Annotated in this window: 17 protein-coding genes; 7 read left to right on the forward strand and 10 right to left on the reverse strand. The window is 70.3% G+C overall.

Features of this window, described 5'->3' with window-relative positions; translation table 11 throughout:
- Nucleotides 1-57: 57 nt before the first annotated feature.
- Entirely contained in the window at nt 58-687 is a 630-nt protein-coding gene (locus tag ABZ934_RS10860) for a class I SAM-dependent methyltransferase (protein WP_361311226.1), read from the forward strand.
- Nucleotides 688-701: 14 nt separating this feature from the next.
- On the opposite strand, the gene ABZ934_RS10865 is transcribed toward ABZ934_RS10860, so the two are convergent.
- On the reverse strand, nt 702-1,436 hold the full coding sequence (locus tag ABZ934_RS10865) for a hypothetical protein (RefSeq protein ID WP_361311229.1): 735 nt from the start codon (nt 1,434-1,436) through the stop codon (nt 702-704).
- 330 nt (nt 1,437-1,766) lie between these two features.
- Here ABZ934_RS10865 and ABZ934_RS10870 point away from each other — a divergent pair, with 330 nt between their 5' ends.
- Nucleotides 1,767-2,375: a DUF2867 domain-containing protein gene (locus tag ABZ934_RS10870; protein ID WP_361311231.1), complete on the forward strand. Its 609-nt coding sequence runs from the start codon at nt 1,767-1,769 to the stop codon at nt 2,373-2,375.
- A gap of 183 nt (nt 2,376-2,558) precedes the next feature.
- Here the strand turns inward: ABZ934_RS10870 and ABZ934_RS10875 are convergent, their stop codons facing one another.
- The gene (locus ABZ934_RS10875; protein WP_361311234.1) at nt 2,559-2,882 is read right to left on the reverse strand and encodes an ATP-binding protein; all 324 of its coding nucleotides are present in this window, start codon (nt 2,880-2,882) and stop codon (nt 2,559-2,561) included.
- Nucleotides 2,883-2,965: 83 nt separating this feature from the next.
- On the reverse strand, nt 2,966-3,091 hold the full coding sequence (locus ABZ934_RS10880; protein WP_361311237.1) for a hypothetical protein: 126 nt from the start codon (nt 3,089-3,091) through the stop codon (nt 2,966-2,968).
- Between the two features lie 247 nt (nt 3,092-3,338).
- On the opposite strand from ABZ934_RS10880, the gene ABZ934_RS10885 reads away from it, so the two are divergent.
- Both ABZ934_RS10885 and ABZ934_RS10890 read left to right on the forward strand, forming a co-directional pair.
- Nucleotides 3,339-4,217: a DUF5753 domain-containing protein gene (locus ABZ934_RS10885; RefSeq protein WP_361311240.1), complete on the forward strand. Its 879-nt coding sequence runs from the start codon at nt 3,339-3,341 to the stop codon at nt 4,215-4,217.
- Nucleotides 4,214-4,411 carry a DUF397 domain-containing protein gene (locus ABZ934_RS10890; protein ID WP_361311242.1) on the forward strand — a complete coding sequence of 66 codons (198 nt, stop codon included), beginning with the start codon at nt 4,214-4,216 and terminating at the stop codon, nt 4,409-4,411. The genes ABZ934_RS10885 and ABZ934_RS10890 overlap by 4 nt, the downstream gene beginning before the upstream one ends.
- Before the next feature lie 30 nt (nt 4,412-4,441).
- On the opposite strand, the gene ABZ934_RS10895 is transcribed toward ABZ934_RS10890, so the two are convergent.
- From ABZ934_RS10895 to ABZ934_RS10915, 5 genes are all read right to left on the reverse strand, one after another.
- Entirely contained in the window at nt 4,442-6,013 is a 1,572-nt protein-coding gene (locus ABZ934_RS10895) for a YrhB domain-containing protein (RefSeq protein ID WP_361311245.1), read from the reverse strand.
- An 18-nt stretch (nt 6,014-6,031) separates the two neighbouring features.
- Nucleotides 6,032-7,666 carry a putative T7SS-secreted protein gene (locus tag ABZ934_RS10900; protein WP_361311248.1) on the reverse strand — a complete coding sequence of 545 codons (1,635 nt, stop codon included), beginning with the start codon at nt 7,664-7,666 and terminating at the stop codon, nt 6,032-6,034.
- Nucleotides 7,663-8,298: a hypothetical protein gene (locus ABZ934_RS10905; protein ID WP_361311251.1), complete on the reverse strand. Its 636-nt coding sequence runs from the start codon at nt 8,296-8,298 to the stop codon at nt 7,663-7,665. The genes ABZ934_RS10900 and ABZ934_RS10905 overlap by 4 nt, the downstream gene beginning before the upstream one ends.
- Nucleotides 8,295-8,771, reverse strand: coding sequence for a hypothetical protein (locus tag ABZ934_RS10910; RefSeq protein WP_361311253.1), 477 nt, complete (start codon nt 8,769-8,771; stop codon nt 8,295-8,297). Before ABZ934_RS10910 ends, ABZ934_RS10905 begins: the two co-directional genes overlap by 4 nt.
- Nucleotides 8,772-8,891: 120 nt before the next feature.
- Complete coding sequence (locus tag ABZ934_RS10915; RefSeq protein WP_361311255.1) at nt 8,892-10,487, reverse strand: beta-N-acetylhexosaminidase; 1,596 nt, start codon at nt 10,485-10,487, stop codon at nt 8,892-8,894.
- Nucleotides 10,488-10,540: 53 nt separating this feature from the next.
- Between ABZ934_RS10915 and ABZ934_RS10920 the strand changes: the two genes are divergently transcribed.
- The 3 genes from ABZ934_RS10920 to glmS all read left to right on the forward strand — a co-directional run bounded on the left by ABZ934_RS10920 (nt 10,541) and on the right by glmS (nt 13,724).
- Nucleotides 10,541-11,437 carry a DUF4429 domain-containing protein gene (locus ABZ934_RS10920; RefSeq protein ID WP_361311258.1) on the forward strand — a complete coding sequence of 299 codons (897 nt, stop codon included), beginning with the start codon at nt 10,541-10,543 and terminating at the stop codon, nt 11,435-11,437.
- Between the two features lie 107 nt (nt 11,438-11,544).
- Complete coding sequence (locus ABZ934_RS10925) at nt 11,545-11,820, forward strand: hypothetical protein (protein ID WP_361311259.1); 276 nt, start codon at nt 11,545-11,547, stop codon at nt 11,818-11,820.
- Nucleotides 11,821-11,906: 86 nt separating this feature from the next.
- Entirely contained in the window at nt 11,907-13,724 is a 1,818-nt protein-coding gene (gene glmS, locus ABZ934_RS10930; RefSeq protein WP_361311262.1) for a glutamine--fructose-6-phosphate transaminase (isomerizing), read from the forward strand.
- Between the two features lie 96 nt (nt 13,725-13,820).
- On the opposite strand, the gene ABZ934_RS10935 is transcribed toward glmS, so the two are convergent.
- Together ABZ934_RS10935 and ABZ934_RS10940 are read right to left on the reverse strand one after the other, a co-directional pair.
- Complete coding sequence (locus tag ABZ934_RS10935) at nt 13,821-14,387, reverse strand: GPR1/FUN34/YaaH family transporter (protein ID WP_361311265.1); 567 nt, start codon at nt 14,385-14,387, stop codon at nt 13,821-13,823.
- Nucleotides 14,388-14,486: 99 nt separating this feature from the next.
- Nucleotides 14,487-15,017: a universal stress protein gene (locus ABZ934_RS10940; protein WP_361311267.1), complete on the reverse strand. Its 531-nt coding sequence runs from the start codon at nt 15,015-15,017 to the stop codon at nt 14,487-14,489.
- Nucleotides 15,018-15,125: the final 108 nt, after the last annotated feature.

Below are 15,125 nucleotides of genomic sequence, written 5' to 3' on the forward strand. Positions count from 1 at the left end.
CGACGCCGGCCCGGCTGCCGAACGCGCACGGGTGTGAGCTTTGTTAGCTTCGTTCCCGTGATGGAGCACCAGGACGAGACCAGGGCGGCCTACGACGGGGTCGTCGAGTTGTACGCGTCGATGTTCGCCGACCGGCTGGAGACGCGGCCGTTCACGCGGGCCATGGTCGCCACCTTCGCCGAGCTGGTGCGCGGGACGGGGAACCGGCGGACGGCCGACGTCGGGTGCGGGCCGGGACATCTGACGGCGATGCTGCACGACCTGGGGCTGGACGCCTTCGGGCTCGACCTCTCCCCGGCGATGGTCGGCCACGCCCGGCGGGCCCATCCGGCGCTGCGGTTCGAGGAAGCGCGGATGGAGGCCCTGCCGGTCGAGGACGGCGCGCTGGGCGGCGTGCTGGCCCACTACTCGGTGATCCACACCCCGCCCGGCGAACTGCCCGCGCTGCTCGCCGAGCAGGTGCGGGTCCTGGCACCGGGGGGCCTGCTCCTGGTCTCGTTCTTCGCGACGGACGGAGCGGAGCCGGTCCGCTTCGACCACAAGGTGACGCCCGCCTACAGCTATCCGGTGGACCGGTTCGCGGAACTGCTGACGGGGGCCGGGCTCACCCCGTTCGCCCGGCTGCTCCACGACCCGGCCTCCGAGCGGGGCTTCCTCGACGCGCACCTGCTGGCGCGCCGCCCTTAAGGGGGCGGCTGCCGTCACGCCTTGCCGGTGAGGGACGCCACCAGCTGCTTCGTCAGCTTGGTGGCGCCCGTCATGCCGTTGTCGGTGCCGCTGCTGACGAGCACGGACACCACCGAGGTGCCGACCCGCGCGGCCATCAGCGTGGTGCCGCCCTGCCACGCCTTGCTGGTCAGGGTGATGGTCCAGGCGCCGTCACCGACCCCCGCCAGGGGCTTCTCGGTGACCGTCACCTTCGCCTGGGTGTTGCTGTCGGTGTAGCTGGGGCACGCCTTGGAGATCTTGCCCAGCGCGTCGAGCACGGTCGTGGCAGTCGTGTCCCGGTAGACGTCGATCTCCTGGGCGAACTCCTCGGAGGAGTTCTTGTTCACGTAATCGTTCTGCGCGAACGAGACGCCGTCGATCCCGGTGATTCCCGTCCATGAGGTTCCGTCGAGCCTGGTGCAGTCGGGGGTGGGCACGTCGGCGGTGACCGGCAGCCGGTAGCCGTTGCCGGTGTCGCGCGCGCCCTCCGGTTCGACGATGAAGCCGGCCGGGAAGAACGAGGCGGGCGCGAGCGCCGCCTTGAGCTGCTTGCCCGTCAGCAGGCCCTTGTTGGGATCGGCGGCCGGCGCCGCGGCGGGCTTCGACGCGTCCGCAGCGGCGCCGGCGGGCTTCGGGGCGGCCTTCGGGGTGATGAAGGAGCAGGCGGTCAGCGCCAGCGGAAGGGCCGCGACAGCAAGAAGCCTGGCGGCGGAGGATATCTGACGCACGATGTGACTCGACCTCGGTGTTCGCATTAGGCAAAGGGACTCGCGCATCCCATCGGGTCACCCCTGACAAGGCAAGGGCCAGGCAAATCTTTTGCCAGAGGATGTGAAATGTTTACCGGAATGCGCCCGTCCAAGCCTGGACCCTGTTAACGTCCGCCGCCGACGTGATCTTGGGTCGCGACCCGCCGCCGGATGATTCGACGCCTTGAACCACGGGACGGCCTACGGAAGTTCGTAGGATCGAGCTCTCCCGACCGGGGCCGATGGTCTCGCGCGTATAACGGGGTGGCGGGGCGACGACGTCCCGCTGCGGGAGAGGTGGCGGCAGCCATGAGACTTCCCCGCACGGCCCACACCGAACGGCCCTGGCGAGTGCACGAGTTCGCCCACGACTTCGACATCGAAGACGTGTGGTCGTACCGCACGCCCGGCGCCGGGCCGGACGACTTCCCCGTGATGCTCGCCGCGATCTCGGCGGCCGGCCGGCTCGACCAGCAGGGCCCGCCGGCCCGCGCCCTGTTCGCGGTGCGTCGGAAGCTCGGCGCCCTCTTCGGCTGGGACCGGCCCGGTACGGGGGCGGGCGCGCGGGTCGAGTCCCTGCGCAAGCGCGTTCCGGCCGAACTGCGCGAAACGGCGGACGGCTCGGGTGCGGACGGCCCGTTCACCACTGTGTACGAGACCCACGACGAGGCGGTCCGCGAACTGGCGAACAAGACCGTCCACGCCCTCATGCACCTGGGCTGGGTGCCGGCCGGGGACGGCGGGTACGAGCTGCGGATGGCGGTGCTGGTGAAGCCCAACGGCCGGTTCGGCCGGCTCTACATGGCCCTCGTCGCGCCGTTCCGCCACCTGGTCATCTACCCGGGACTGACCCGCCAGTGGGAGCGTGCGTGGCGGGAACGCCCGGCTGCGCCGGAAGCGCCCGGCGGAAGTCCGTGACGATGCGGCGGTAGCCGGTGTGCCGAGTCGCGGACGCGTGGCGCAGGGCCCAGACGTCGGTACCGTAGGGGTCCTCGGCGGGGCCGGAGCCGTCGAGGCAGGTGGTGCACTCGACCTCGTGGACGGGGGTGCTGCCGGTCCGGTCGGCGGTCAGCAGCCAGTCGGACGGACTCACCACCCCCCTCACCGGGGGACCTTCTTCACTTCCAGCTCGGCCCACACCCGTTTCCCGGGCCCGACCCGCTCCCCGACGGCCCACCGGTCGGCGAGGGCGGCGACGAGGTAGAGCCCGCGCCCGCCGTCGCCGTGCGGGTCGGGGAGCGCCGGCACGGCCGGGGCGTCGCTGGCGTCGTGCACCTCGACCCGCACCCCGGCGGGGAGCCGCACGAACCGGGTCTCGATCTCCCGGTCCCGTGGCGCGAGGGCATGCCGGACGGCGTTCGTGACGAGCTCGGAGGCGACGACGAGCGCGTCCCCCTCCAACTCGGACAACCCCCAGTCAGCCAACGCCTTGCGCTACTTGCCGCGCGCGAGCCCCACACACCGCGCGTCCCGCCGCCACCGCCGCACCACTTCCTCCGTCCCGGCGGTCACCTCACCACCGCCCGCCCGTGGATGACGCGCGGCCCGAGATCGATCCCGTAGGTGGCGAGCACGAGCACTTGCCGCCGCCACCATTGCCGGGTCGGTGCCGCCAGCCCGATAAAATGCAACACGTTGACGCTCCTCTGCTAAGCGTTGACCACGCCCCCGGACTGTTCGCGCAGTCGCGGGGGTCTTCCCTTGCCGACACGCTGCGCTCTGAGGCACACACAGAACGTGACAGGCATCACCGTAGGTCCGCACGGACAGCCTCCGCAAGCAGAACGAAGTGCAAACTTGCAAATCACGCGTTCGGATGGTCTTTCTGGCACCCGCTACTTCCAAACGGGCAGACTGTTACGGAAGTTGAGAGGAGCTGCCATGCCCGCAGGGGGAAGGCCGACCGTCCGGAGCCGGAGGCTCGGGGCGGCTTTGAAGCGGCACCGCGAGGCAGCCGGCGCCGACCAGGCCACGGCCGCCGAGGCCATCTTGAAGTCGGTGTCCAAGGTCAGCCGTCTGGAAGGCGGTCTCACGTCCGCCTCGCCGCTGGAAGTACGCACACTCCTGGACTGCTATGGCGTTGACGACCCCAAGGAACGTGCACGGCTGGAGGCTTGGGCGAAGACAAGCAATCAGCGTGGTTGGTGGCTCGACTTCCAAGAGGCTGTCACGCCTGACTATGCGGATCACATCACGCTGGAAAACGATGCGACGCATATCCGCACCTGGCAACCCGCCCTGATTCCTGGCCTCTTGCAAACGCCGGACTACGCCAAGTCCGTCATCTCCGCTGGGCCGTTCCACCTCTCGCAGGACCAGATCGCACAACTCGTGCAGGTCCGACAGGAACGTCAGCGGCGTGTGGAGGAAGGCGAGGTCAAGGTCGCTGCCGTCATCTGGGAGCCCGCGATCACGTCCCTCGCACATCACCCCACGCTCGCAGTACGGCAGTGGCGACGCCTCTTGGACGCGGCGCAACGCCCGCACGTCACCGTGCAGATGCTGCCGGCCTCTGCGAGCCGTGAGGCGGGCACGACCGGCCCCTTCGTCAGCTTCTCCTTCGGAGGTGAGCCGAACGTTGAGGCCGTGGCGGTCGAGAACCTGCCCAACACCTCCGTCATCGAAGCACCGGACGATCTGGCGCTCTACGTCAACGCGTTCGACGGGCTACGCTCGTCGGCACTATCCCCAGAGGAGACCGCTGACCGCATTCTCCAGCTCGTAAACAGCATCCCCTACGGCACGGAAGAGAGACCATGACTGCAGAGATAGTCAGCGGATACCGGAAGTCGTCTTACTCCTCCCAGACGGGCGACTGCGTCGAGGTCGCGGAGACCACCAACGGTGGCCGCGCCGTGCGGGACAGCAAGGACACCGCTCGGCCCGGCCTCCGGTGCGGCGCGGCCACTTGGGCGGCCTTCATCCACGGCGTGAAGGCCGCCACCCGACCCTGAGCCAGGCCGGCGGCCCTGGCTCCTTCGACGTCAGCGGTACCGGATGACCCGGACGCCGGACTCCCGCAGCCCATCCAGGTTCTTGAACTCCGCCGCTGCTCCGTCCACCAGTCCCACGAACCCGGCCTCGGAGCGCAGACCGGTGAGCAGCAGGCCCGTGGACTCCCGGCCCCGGCCATCCAGGCGGCGTACCCATACCAGGGCGCGCCCTCCTGGCGGCAGCGCCGCGATCGCCTGGATCGAGTCCACGACGGTCGGGAACTCGGACACCTCCATGATCGGTCCCAACTGGCTCATCGTGGAGGCGAACCAGTCGGCCTTGCCCGGTGCGGGGGTGGGGCCCGCCTCCTCACCCCGGTCCCAGCGGGCGAAGAATCCCCACGGGTCGGAGTTGGGCAGCAGGAACGGCTCCCCCGGCCCCTTCGGCACGACCACCGCGGCGTCGAGCATCGAGTGTCGCCAGTCCCCGCCCCTCAGCGCTGCCGTGGTCTGGCAGGCGAACAGCCAGCCCCGGGCGGTCTCGTCCGCCGGGTCCGGCGCCACCAGCTCCACCGGCTCCTCGTACGTCCGCCGCAACCACTCCTCGGCCTTGAGCCGGGCCGCCCCGAAATCCTCGGCGGACTGTGGCGCCCCGGGGCGGAAGCGCGCGAACACCAGTCCCGCCACACCGACGGTGTCCAGCCGGGCCAGGCCGCCGGTCATGCCGTCCAGGAACACGACGCTGCCGTTGTGGTTGTGCACGTACACCAGGTGTCCGCTGACCTCGGTGCCGCCGATCGCCCGGCGCACCCACACCACACCCTGGGTGTCCGGCCCGGTCTCCTCGGCGCGCTGAATCACCTCATCCCAGCTCGCGCACCGCAGCTGCTCGGCGGTGGGGAAGTACCGCTTGAGCAGCAGCTCCCACCACCCCGGCGCCTCGTGCGTCGGCTGCCAGGGCAACGGCGACGACGGCGCCCCGGCGATCATGGCGGCCACCGTGACAACGCACCCGCGCGAGTTCAACCGCCGCGCCTGCGCCTCCGGGTCCCTCCCTTCCCGAGTCCGGGTGTAGTCCGCCGCGTCCCCCCACGGGTCATTCGAGGCCGGATGGAAGGGCCGTCCGGGGCTCTTGGGTACCACCACGGAGGCTGCCAGCATGGGCGTCCGCGGGTAACCGGGCTGCGCAGTGGTCCGGCACGCGAACAACCACGTACCCGCGTCCTCGGCGACCGGCTCGATCCCCACCAGCTCGACCAGCCCGTGGTAGGTGGTGAGGAGCCACTCCAGGGCCCGCTGCCACGGCTCGGCGATATTGGTCTTCGCCTTGCCGGCCGTGTCCCAGCCGCCGTGGCGCACGTATGCGAGGTACTCGTCGAGCGGCAGGTGCGTCGGCGGAAAGTGGACCGCCTGCCCGTCCTTGGGCACGATTACCATCTTTTCCATGGGTCCTACCCATGGATCACCTGCGTCGATGCTCTCCTGTGTGTCGATCCTGATGAGCCATGCCAGCTCGTGCTCCTCGCTGAGCTCCGGCTGAACGACGAGCGTCCACCGCCCGCGTGCGAACGCCTGCTCGAGATAGGGTCCGGCCGCCTCGATGGCCTCGTTCAATGTGAGCATTTCTGATTCCTGACGGCACTAGCGATAAGGGACATGGGCGATCTCGCGGATGTTCGACGTCTCGAGTTTGGCCAGTGTGCCGGTCTGGCCATCCAAGAAGACCACGCCGTGTGGGGTGTTCACGGCGTTGAAGACATGGCCCGGCATCCCATTGCGGGAGATGGCCACCACACTGCGGGAGCCCTCGCCCCGCTTCTCAAGGTCCTTGATGATGTCGTCGTAGCTGTTGACAACTTTCTTCGCGCTGGGTTCCACCCCGAGTTCCTTGTACGGGATGTCACCCGCTTCCACCTTGGGCGCCGCGGAAACCTCGACCCCGTCCAGTCTCCTGTCAACGGTGACCACGTTGTGCGTGCAGTTGTACTGGTAGCCGGGCTTGCCTTTGTTGTTCAAGTCCCTCACCCACGGGAACTCTGCGTCAAGGAACTCCTGGGCCTGTTCCTCTCCAACCGAGTCGGCGTGGATCGCCTTCCGCTTCGTCACCCCCTTCGCAGGCTTGGCGAGGTTCGACCATGCGGACGGCTTCGCCGCCGCCGTCTCCGCCACGCGTACACCGGCGCGGGCTTCGCCCATGCCCTTGGTGCCGATGAGCTCCGGGACAAGGCGGCCGAGGCCCTCGCTGAAGTCGTCCTTGAAGGAGTCCAGCAACGCGCCCGGGATGCGTTCGGGGTGGGACGCGGTGGAGACGAGGCCCGCCAAGGTCATGTTGACGTGCTCTGAGTACTCGGCCGGGTGCGTGAGGTTGTAGGGGTCATAGGGGTTCAGGCCGCGGGCGAAGTTGAGGGTGCCCGCCGTGCCCTTGACCACGCCGCCTACGAAATGGTTCAGCTCCACCGCCTGGCCGGCCTCGTAGTCGAGGAAGCTGTCCCACGCCCGGTCGGATGCCGACGGCATGGCAGGGGCCTTCGCGGTGGCTGCGTCGATGGCCCGCTGGGCCGTGCCGGCGGCGTCGTTGCGCTGGCGGCGCGCCTCGTCAAGGATCTCCTGGGCGCGGTGGCGGGCCGCCTCGCCCGGGTCGGCACCAGGTGCCGGGCACGGGCCCGGGTCGCGGCCGGCCCGGGCGGCGGCTTCGTAGGCGTCGGCCTTGGCTTTGTATGCCCGCGCCGCCTCCTTCGTCTCCTTCACGCCCTGCTGGTAGAGGTCGATGGCCTGCTGGGCCTGCTGCTGTGCCCATGTCACGGTGTCCGCGTAGTGCTTGAGGGCGTCAGCTGCGGCCTGGCACGCATCGGAGGCGTGAAGCCAGTCGGCGGGGTGCATCGCGAACTTCTCGCGGAACGTGTCGGCCGCGGCCCCCTTCCAGTGGCCGGAGTCCAGCGCCTTCATACCTTGGCCGACCCGGTCGAACGCGGCTTGGAAGTCGGTGAGATGTCCCGCCGACTCCCGGATCGCCGACGGCTTGCCATGGATCAGTTCGTTCGCCTGCTGCGACTGGCCGAGCTGCTGCTCGCCTACGGAGGCGCCGAGGTCCGAGGCGATGTCGTCGCCCCAGTCCTCGACCTTGTCCGCCCAGTCGTGCGCACCCACCTGGTCCAGGACGTCGCCGACCCCGTGAGCGGCCATGTCCACGCCCTCGCCGACGACCTTCTTGGTGGCGTCCCAGCCGTCCGCCAGCCCTCCCAGCCCACTGTCGACCAGCTTGCCCCAGTTGGTCATCCGCGCTCACCGCCCGCCCGGGGCTCGGGCGCCGGGCCGACCATGTCATTGACCTTTTTGTCTACTTCGTCCCGTAGGCCGGTGGCATCGATGATCTGGTTGGGCAGGAGGGTTTTGGAGCTGTTGAGGTCCCGGACGGCGCCCTTCCAGGCTTCCTTGCTGTTCTCGTTGGCCTGCTCGAAGGACTCCGGGCTGTAGTCCGCTTCCCTGATCTGCGTGTACGGGTTGTCGGCGAGGACATCACCCCAACCCTTCTTGGTGATGTCGTCCTCGGAGGCGTAGGGGTTTCCCATCGCGGAGTTGGCGAGCACCTTGAAGCTGCCCTGGATGTACTGCTCCTGCTCGTGCACCAAGCCGGCGGACAGGCCGACCTTCGCCGCGAAGTCATTGCCCTGCTGCACCAGGGAGCGCACACCCCACTCCCAACGCTCGCAGAACGACCCGAACGAAGACGTCAGGCCGTCGTGACCCGTCTCCATCCCCGACAGCGACAGATCCGAGAAACCGCGACCCATACTGGCCGTGCCCACCATCCCGAGTTCCTTCAACTCGGCCAGCGCCTTCGTGATCCCCTCGGCTATCTGCCCCAGCGCCTGCTTCGACACATCCAGGTCAACGCCGTCCCCGCTCACGCCGCCACCTCCCCGTCCAGCGCCGCCGCGTCCGGCACGATGCCGCGCAGCGGCGGGAACACCGCCCCGTCAGGTCCGGCCGCGTTCAACGCGACCCCGCAAGGGAAGTCCAGCGCCGGCACCACCTCGTCCAACAGCCGTGCCCCGATCACCCGCCGGTACGGCCACTCCCGACCGGCCTCACCTCGCGCCTGGGCGAACCGGGCCAACACCTCCTCGTCCGAGAACGCGCAGATCCAGTCCAGACCGCCGAGTTCGGCGGCCCACAACCCGCCCTGGGCGTCCAGCGGCACCAGCACCACGCCGCTACGGAACTCCGCCAGCCGCGCTTGTGCCGCCTCATGGGCCGCGTCGAGCGGATCCGTCCCGACTGTGGCAGTCGCCGTCGCAGCCCCCGGCATGACGGCGGCTGTCGAAGCCGCTCGTTCGGCTGCCGCCGCCCGCAGTTGCGCCCATTCCTCGTCGAACCCCACCCGGAATTCCCCCTCTTGCTGTGCACCGACCAGCCCCCCGGCAGCATAAATCGTCGCACGGAACCCGCAACGGACCCCAGGATGTGGGAGGCATTCGGCCGCGCGCTCAAGCGACAGGGGCTACGACCACGGCACGTCCGGCGCGCGGTAGTACGTGACGCCCTGGGCGTCCAGGCGGGGGGCCTGGGCGGCGAGGCGGCGGCTGTAGGCCGGCCAGTCGCGGGACGCCGCCGGGGACCAGCCGAGCTCCGCGAGGCCCAACATCCGCGGGAAGGCCATCAGCTCCCAGTCCGCCCGGGTCCCGATGGTCTCCGTCCACAGCGCGGCCTCGACGCCCAGCACCGCCGACTGCGGGACCCCCGGGAGGAACGTCCCCGGGTCCCAGTCGTAGGACCGCCGTACCGGGACGTAGCCCGCCCACTTCAGACCCGGCTTCGTCGTGGCGTCGTACTTCATGTCGAGGTACAGCCGGTCCGCCGGGGACAGGATCAGCGGGTGGCCCGCCTTCGCCACCTCCGCGAGCCGCTCCTTCTCCTTCTCCGGGGTCCCGCCGTGGCCCCAGTACTGGAGCACCGCCCCCGGCGCCGGGCGGGCCGCCGCCAGTTGGTGCCAGGCCACCACCGTCTTGCCGTACTTGCCGACCACCGCCTGGGCCCGGTCCATGAAGGCCGCGTAGTCCGCCGCCGGCGTCGCGTGCGCCTCGTCGCCCCCGATGTGCAGGTACCTGCCCGGGGTCAGCTCCGCGACCTCCCCGAGCACGTCGTCGATGAACTCGTACGTCCGCGCCTTGCCGACGCAGAGCGAGCTGAACCCCACCTTCGTCCCGGTGTACCTCTCCGGCGCCTTGCCGTCGCAGTTCAGTTCCGCGTACGAGGCCAGCGCCGCGTTCACATGGCCGGGCATGTCGATCTCCGGGACCACGTCCACGTACCGCTCGCCCGCGTACGCCACCAGGTCCCGGTACTCGTCCTTCGTCCAGTGGCCGCCGGGGCCGCCGCCCACCTCGCTGCCGCCGCCGTAGCGCGCGAGCCTCGGCCAGGACGCGGATTCCAGCCGCCAACCCTGGTCGTCGGTGAGGTGGACGTGCAGCGTGTTCACCTTGTACTGGGCGAGCTGGTCCACGTACCGCTTGACCTGCTCGACGGTGAAGTGGTGGCGCGCGATGTCGACCATCGCCCCGCGGTACGCGAACCGCGGCGCGTCCGTGACCGTCCCGCCCGGCACCGTCCCCGCGCCGCTCACCGGCAGCAGTTGCCGCAGCGTCTGGCCGGCGTGGAAGAGCCCGGCCGGGGTGCGGGCGGTGAGGGTGATCCCGTCCGACCGGGTCTCCAGCCGGTAACCCTCCGCGCCGAGCCCCCGCGCCGACCCGTCCAACCGCAGCCGGACCCCGTCCCCGCCCTCCCCGTCGACCACCGGCAGCGGTAGTCCGCTCGGCCCGCGCAACTGCTCCGCCAGGAGTTCCCCGACCCGTCGGACCTCCTCGGTCGAGCCGGAGGTACGGATCACCGTGCCTGCCCCGAAGCGGTACCCGGCGCCCGCGACCCGCACCGAGGCCGGCGCGGGCAGCAGCCGTTCGTAGGGGGCCGGGGCCGCGGCGGCCCGGGCGGCGAGACGGGCCTCCCCGGGTTTCGCGTCGACGCCCTGGCCGGCGGCGCAGGACAGCGCGGCGCCGCCGAGGACGAGGAGGGTGCCGAGCGTGCGTCGCAGGACTCTCATGCGCCCAGGTATAGGCCCATCGGGGGCCTCAACACCGGTGACAGAATGACAAGATGGCGGAAATCATCCAGAAGGACGGCACATGGACCTTCGACGGCGACACGGTACGGATCGTGCCGGGCCGGGACAAGGACGTCGGCCCGCTGCGCCAGGCCCTCGGGGAACTGTCGGTGCCGCTCCCGGCCATCGCCGGGATCTCCTACGAACCGGGCCGCAAGTCGGGCCGACTGCGGCTGCGGCTCCGTGACGCCGCCGACCCGCTGACCCAGGGCACGGCCGGCCGGCTCCCCGACGCCGCCGACCCGTACAAGCTGACCGTGGAGTCGGCCCGGGCCGCGGTCGCCGAATACTTCGTGGACGAGGTGCGCAACGCGCTGCTGCTCGACCAGGTCGACCCCGGCCCGGCGGACGCGTACCTGCTGCCCGGGCCGCCGGTGCCGGTGACGGCCGAGGCGGGCGACGCGGCGGTGTCCTTCGACGGCGACACGATCACGCTGGACTGGAACTGGACCGCGGAGGAGGCCAAGCACTCGGCCGGCCCGAGCCGGTTCCGGATGGCGGACGTACGGGCGGTGGACTGGGTCCCGGCGAAGGGCCTCTCGAATGGCTGGCTCCGGTTCACTCTGACGGGTGCGCAGGCGGCGCCCGCGCCCAAGTACGACCCGTACGCGGCGGAACTCTTCGGCTTCGGCAAGAGGGAGCTGCTGACCGCGCTGGTCGCGGCGGCCGTGACCGTACGCCTCCCCCACCCGGCCGTCCCGGCCACCCCGAGCGCCGCCCCGACCCCCGCGGTCACCTCGACCGCTCCCCTCTCGACCCCCCGCCCCACCGCCTCCGACCACGACGTGCTCCTGCGCCGACTGCGCGAGCTCGGCGAGCTGCACAAGGACGGCATCCTCACCGCCGATGAGTTCATCACCGCAAAAGCTGCCATTTTGGGGCAATTCTGACCGACCCTGACCGGAACAACACATTCCCCTGGTCCAGACCAGCCCGATCCTGCCCGGTTTCGGGCAGGATCTTTGCGTTCCGCCGCCCGGGCCGTCAGTATCTACGAGTGCTCGACCGCCGCCCGTCGCATGACGACCTCGTCGACCACCTGATGCGCAGCACCTCGCTCCAGCGAGGCGAAGCCGCCCGGGTGGTGCTCGACGTACTCGCCTACTTCGACGAGACGACCGAGACGTTCGTCCGCCGCCGCCACCGCGAACTGCAGTCCGGCGGCTCCGTCAACGCGGAGATCTTCGAACGCATCGCGGCCGAACTGCCGCACCGCGCCGTGGCGCCCCCGGAGCTCTCGCTCCGGCAGCTGCGCCGCATCGTCTACGGCTGAGCGGGCCCGACAAGGGCGACCAGGGCCGGCCCCCCGGGGCCGGGCAACGAGCACGATCCACCGGACTTCAGGAGGGGCAAGACCGTATGTGCGGAATTGTGGGTTACATCGGCAAGCGTGACGTCGCACCGCTGTTGCTGGAGGGTCTCCAGCGCCTGGAGTACCGGGGTTACGACTCCGCGGGCATCGTCGTCAACAGCCCGAAGGCCGCGGCCCTGAAGGTCGTCAAGGCCAAGGGCCGGGTCCGCGAGCTCGAATCCCGCGTGCCCAAGCGCTTCGCCGGCACCACCGGCATCGCCCACACCCGCTGGGCCACCCACGGCGCCCCGAGCGACATCAACTCCCACCCGCACCTCGACGCCGAGAACAAGGTCGCGGTCGTCCACAACGGCATCGTGGACAACGCCTCCGAGCTGCGCGCCAAGCTGGAGGCGGACGGCGTGGTCTTCGTCTCCGAGACGGACACCGAGGTGCTCGTCCACCTGATCGCCCGCTCCCAGGCCGACTCCCTGGAGGAGAAGGTCCGCGAAGCGCTCAAGGTCGTCGAGGGCACCTACGGCATCGCCGTCATGCACGCCGACTTCCCCGAGCGCATCGTGGTCGCCCGCAACGGCTCCCCCGTCGTCCTCGGCATCGGCGAGAAGGAGATGTTCGTCGCCTCGGACGTCGCCGCGCTGGTCGCCCACACCCGCCAGATCGTCACCCTGAACGACGGCGAGATGGCCACGCTGAAGGCCGACGACTTCCGTACGTACACCACTTCCGGTACGACGACCACCGCCACGCCGGAGACCGTGGAGTGGGAGGCCGCCTCCTACGACATGGGCGGCCACGACACGTACATGCACAAGGAGATCTCCGAGCAGGCGGAGGCCGTCGACCGCGTGCTGCGCGGCCGGATCGACGACCGCTTCTCCACCGTCCACCTGGGCGGCCTGAACCTGGACCCGCGCGAGGCTCGCGGCATCCGCCGGGTCAAGATCCTGGGCTGCGGCACCTCGTACCACGCGGGTCTGATCGGCGCCGGCCTCATCGAGGGCATGGCGCGCATCCCCGCCGACGCCGAGCCGGCCTCGGAGTTCCGCTACCGCAACCCGGTCGTGGACCCGGACACCCTCTACATCGCGGTCTCCCAGTCGGGTGAGACCTACGACGTCCTCGCGGCCGTCCAGGAGCTCAAGCGCAAGGGCGCCCGCGTCCTCGGCGTCGTCAACGTGGTCGGCTCCGCCATCGCCCGCGAGGCGGACGGCGGCGTGTACGTGCACGCCGGCCCCGAGGTCTGCGTCGTGTCCACCAAGTGCTTCACCAACACGGTCGTGGCCTTCGCGCTGCTCGCCGTGCACCTGGGCCGCATCCGGGACCTGTCGGTGACCGACGGCAAGCGGATCATCGAGGGCCTGCGCAAGCTGCCCGCCCAGATCCAGGAGATCCTGGAGGGCGAGGAGGACATCAAGAAGCTGGCGGCGGAGTACGCCGAGGCCAAGTCGATGATGTTCATCGGCCGGGTGCGCGGCTACCCGGTGGCGCTGGAAGCCTCCCTCAAGTTGAAGGAGATCTCCTACATCCACGCGGAGGCGTACCCGGCGTCCGAGCTCAAGCACGGCCCGCTCGCGCTCATCGAGCCGGCGATGCCGACGGTCGCGATCGTCCCTGACGACGACCTGCTGGACAAGAACCGCGCGGCGCTGGAGGAGATCAAGGCCCGCAGCGGCCGGATCCTGGCGGTCGCCCACCGCGAGCAGGAGAAGGCCGACCACACGATCGTCGTCCCGAAGAACGAGGACGAGCTGGACCCGATCCTGATGGGCATCCCGCTCCAGCTGCTGGCGTACCACACCGCCCTGGCCCTGGGCCGGGACATCGACAAGCCGCGCAACCTGGCGAAGTCGGTCACGGTCGAGTAGGCACACCGGCGCATGGGCACGGAACGGGCCCCGGGGGAATTCTCCCCCGGGGCCCGTTCTCACGCGCGCGTCCGCGTCCGGTCGCGTACGCCCTCGTCAGGCGGCGACGGCTCCCCGCCGGGAGCCCCGGCCGACCGCCATCGGCCAGTGGGCCAGGGCGGCCGTCGCCCCGTACCAGGCCAGCAGGCCGGCGACGGCCGCCACCCAGCCGGCGACCTTGCCCAGTCCGCCGCTGCCGGCGAAGGTGCCCACCGCGAGGAGCACCAGGGAAAGGGTGAGCAGGCCGTAGACGCCCTGCCCGAAGAGTCCGCCGGCCGCGCCCGCCGTCAGGGTGAGGGCGAGGAGGGCGAAGAGCACCAGGAACAGGCCCGCCGCGTGGGCCGAGACCTTGGCGTCGGCTCCGCCGGCCCAGGTGAACCAGAAGGCTCCGAGGCCCGCGAACGCGGTGCCGTTGAAGCCGTTGCCGCCGCGGAATTCGAGAAGTCCCAGGACGAAGAGGGCGAGACCGCCCACGTACATCGCGAGGGATACGGAGTCGGCCGCGCTCACGCCGCTGATGATGCCGGTGTGGCCGATACCGAATGCGAGAAGGGTGAGACCCAGGGCTATGTGCCCGAGGGTCGAAGTCGAGGCCGTGCTTCCCGCAGAGACACCATTGTCCACGGCGGGCTCCCTTCGATCTGCAGTTGTTTGCTGCGTCCCAGCAGCATTTATCTACCCCTTACAAGGGGGTTCACAACCGCACAACCGGCGAACGGAGTGTTACGGAATCACAACAACCGGTCGCTGCGCCCGTTTGGCCAGGCGCCCCGCCACCGAGCCGAAGATCCGGCCGACGATGCCGTGCGTGGAGCCGACCACGATGGCGTCCGCCGAGTACTCGCGGCCGACCTCCTCCAGCTCGTGGCAGATGTCGCCGCCCCGCTCGACCAGGATCCACGGCACCTCGGCCAGGTAGTCCGCGCAGGCGAGCTCCAGCCCCAGCACTTCCGTGCGGTGGTCGGGGACGTCCACGAAGACGGGCGGCTCGCAGCCCGCCCACACGGTGGTGGGCAGCCGGTTCGCCACATGGACGATGATCAGACCGGAGCCGGAGCGCCGGGCCATCCCGATGGCGTACGCGAGGGCGCGCTCGCTGGAGGTGGAGCCGTCGAAGCCGACCACGACGCCGTGCCGGAAGGCCGGGTCGCAGGGCAGGCGCGTCTGTTCCACCGCGCGAAGGTCGGCCGACACGGGGTCGGCGAGGCGCTTGCGCTTGCGGTCCGCGGGTTCGGAGTATTCGTGACCGGCCATGGGTGTCTCGGCGAAGGGTGCTCGGAGGAAGCGACGGGGGATTTCGGCGACGCACTGTGACGGGGGCCCTGTCCGGGAAGCATCTTCCCGTGCCCTTACCTCTCAGAG

It is taken from the genome of Streptomyces sp. NPDC046557 (genome assembly GCF_040645975.1).
Classification (GTDB): domain Bacteria; phylum Actinomycetota; class Actinomycetes; order Streptomycetales; family Streptomycetaceae; genus Streptomyces.

Coding starts and splice junctions, on each gene's coding strand:
- ABZ934_RS10870 (WP_361311231.1), top strand. CDS start 1,767: ATGAGACTTCCCCGCACGGCCCACACCGAACGGCCCTGGCGAGTGCAC.
- ABZ934_RS10885 (WP_361311240.1), top strand. CDS start 3,339: ATGCCCGCAGGGGGAAGGCCGACCGTCCGGAGCCGGAGGCTCGGGGCG.
- ABZ934_RS10890 (WP_361311242.1), top strand. CDS start 4,214: ATGACTGCAGAGATAGTCAGCGGATACCGGAAGTCGTCTTACTCCTCC.
- ABZ934_RS10895 (WP_361311245.1), bottom strand. CDS start 6,013: ATGCTCACATTGAACGAGGCCATCGAGGCGGCCGGACCCTATCTCGAG.
- ABZ934_RS10900 (WP_361311248.1), bottom strand. CDS start 7,666: ATGACCAACTGGGGCAAGCTGGTCGACAGTGGGCTGGGAGGGCTGGCG.
- ABZ934_RS10915 (WP_361311255.1), bottom strand. CDS start 10,487: ATGAGAGTCCTGCGACGCACGCTCGGCACCCTCCTCGTCCTCGGCGGC.
- ABZ934_RS10920 (WP_361311258.1), top strand. CDS start 10,541: ATGGCGGAAATCATCCAGAAGGACGGCACATGGACCTTCGACGGCGAC.
- glmS (WP_361311262.1), top strand. CDS start 11,907: ATGTGCGGAATTGTGGGTTACATCGGCAAGCGTGACGTCGCACCGCTG.
- ABZ934_RS10940 (WP_361311267.1), bottom strand. CDS start 15,017: ATGGCCGGTCACGAATACTCCGAACCCGCGGACCGCAAGCGCAAGCGC.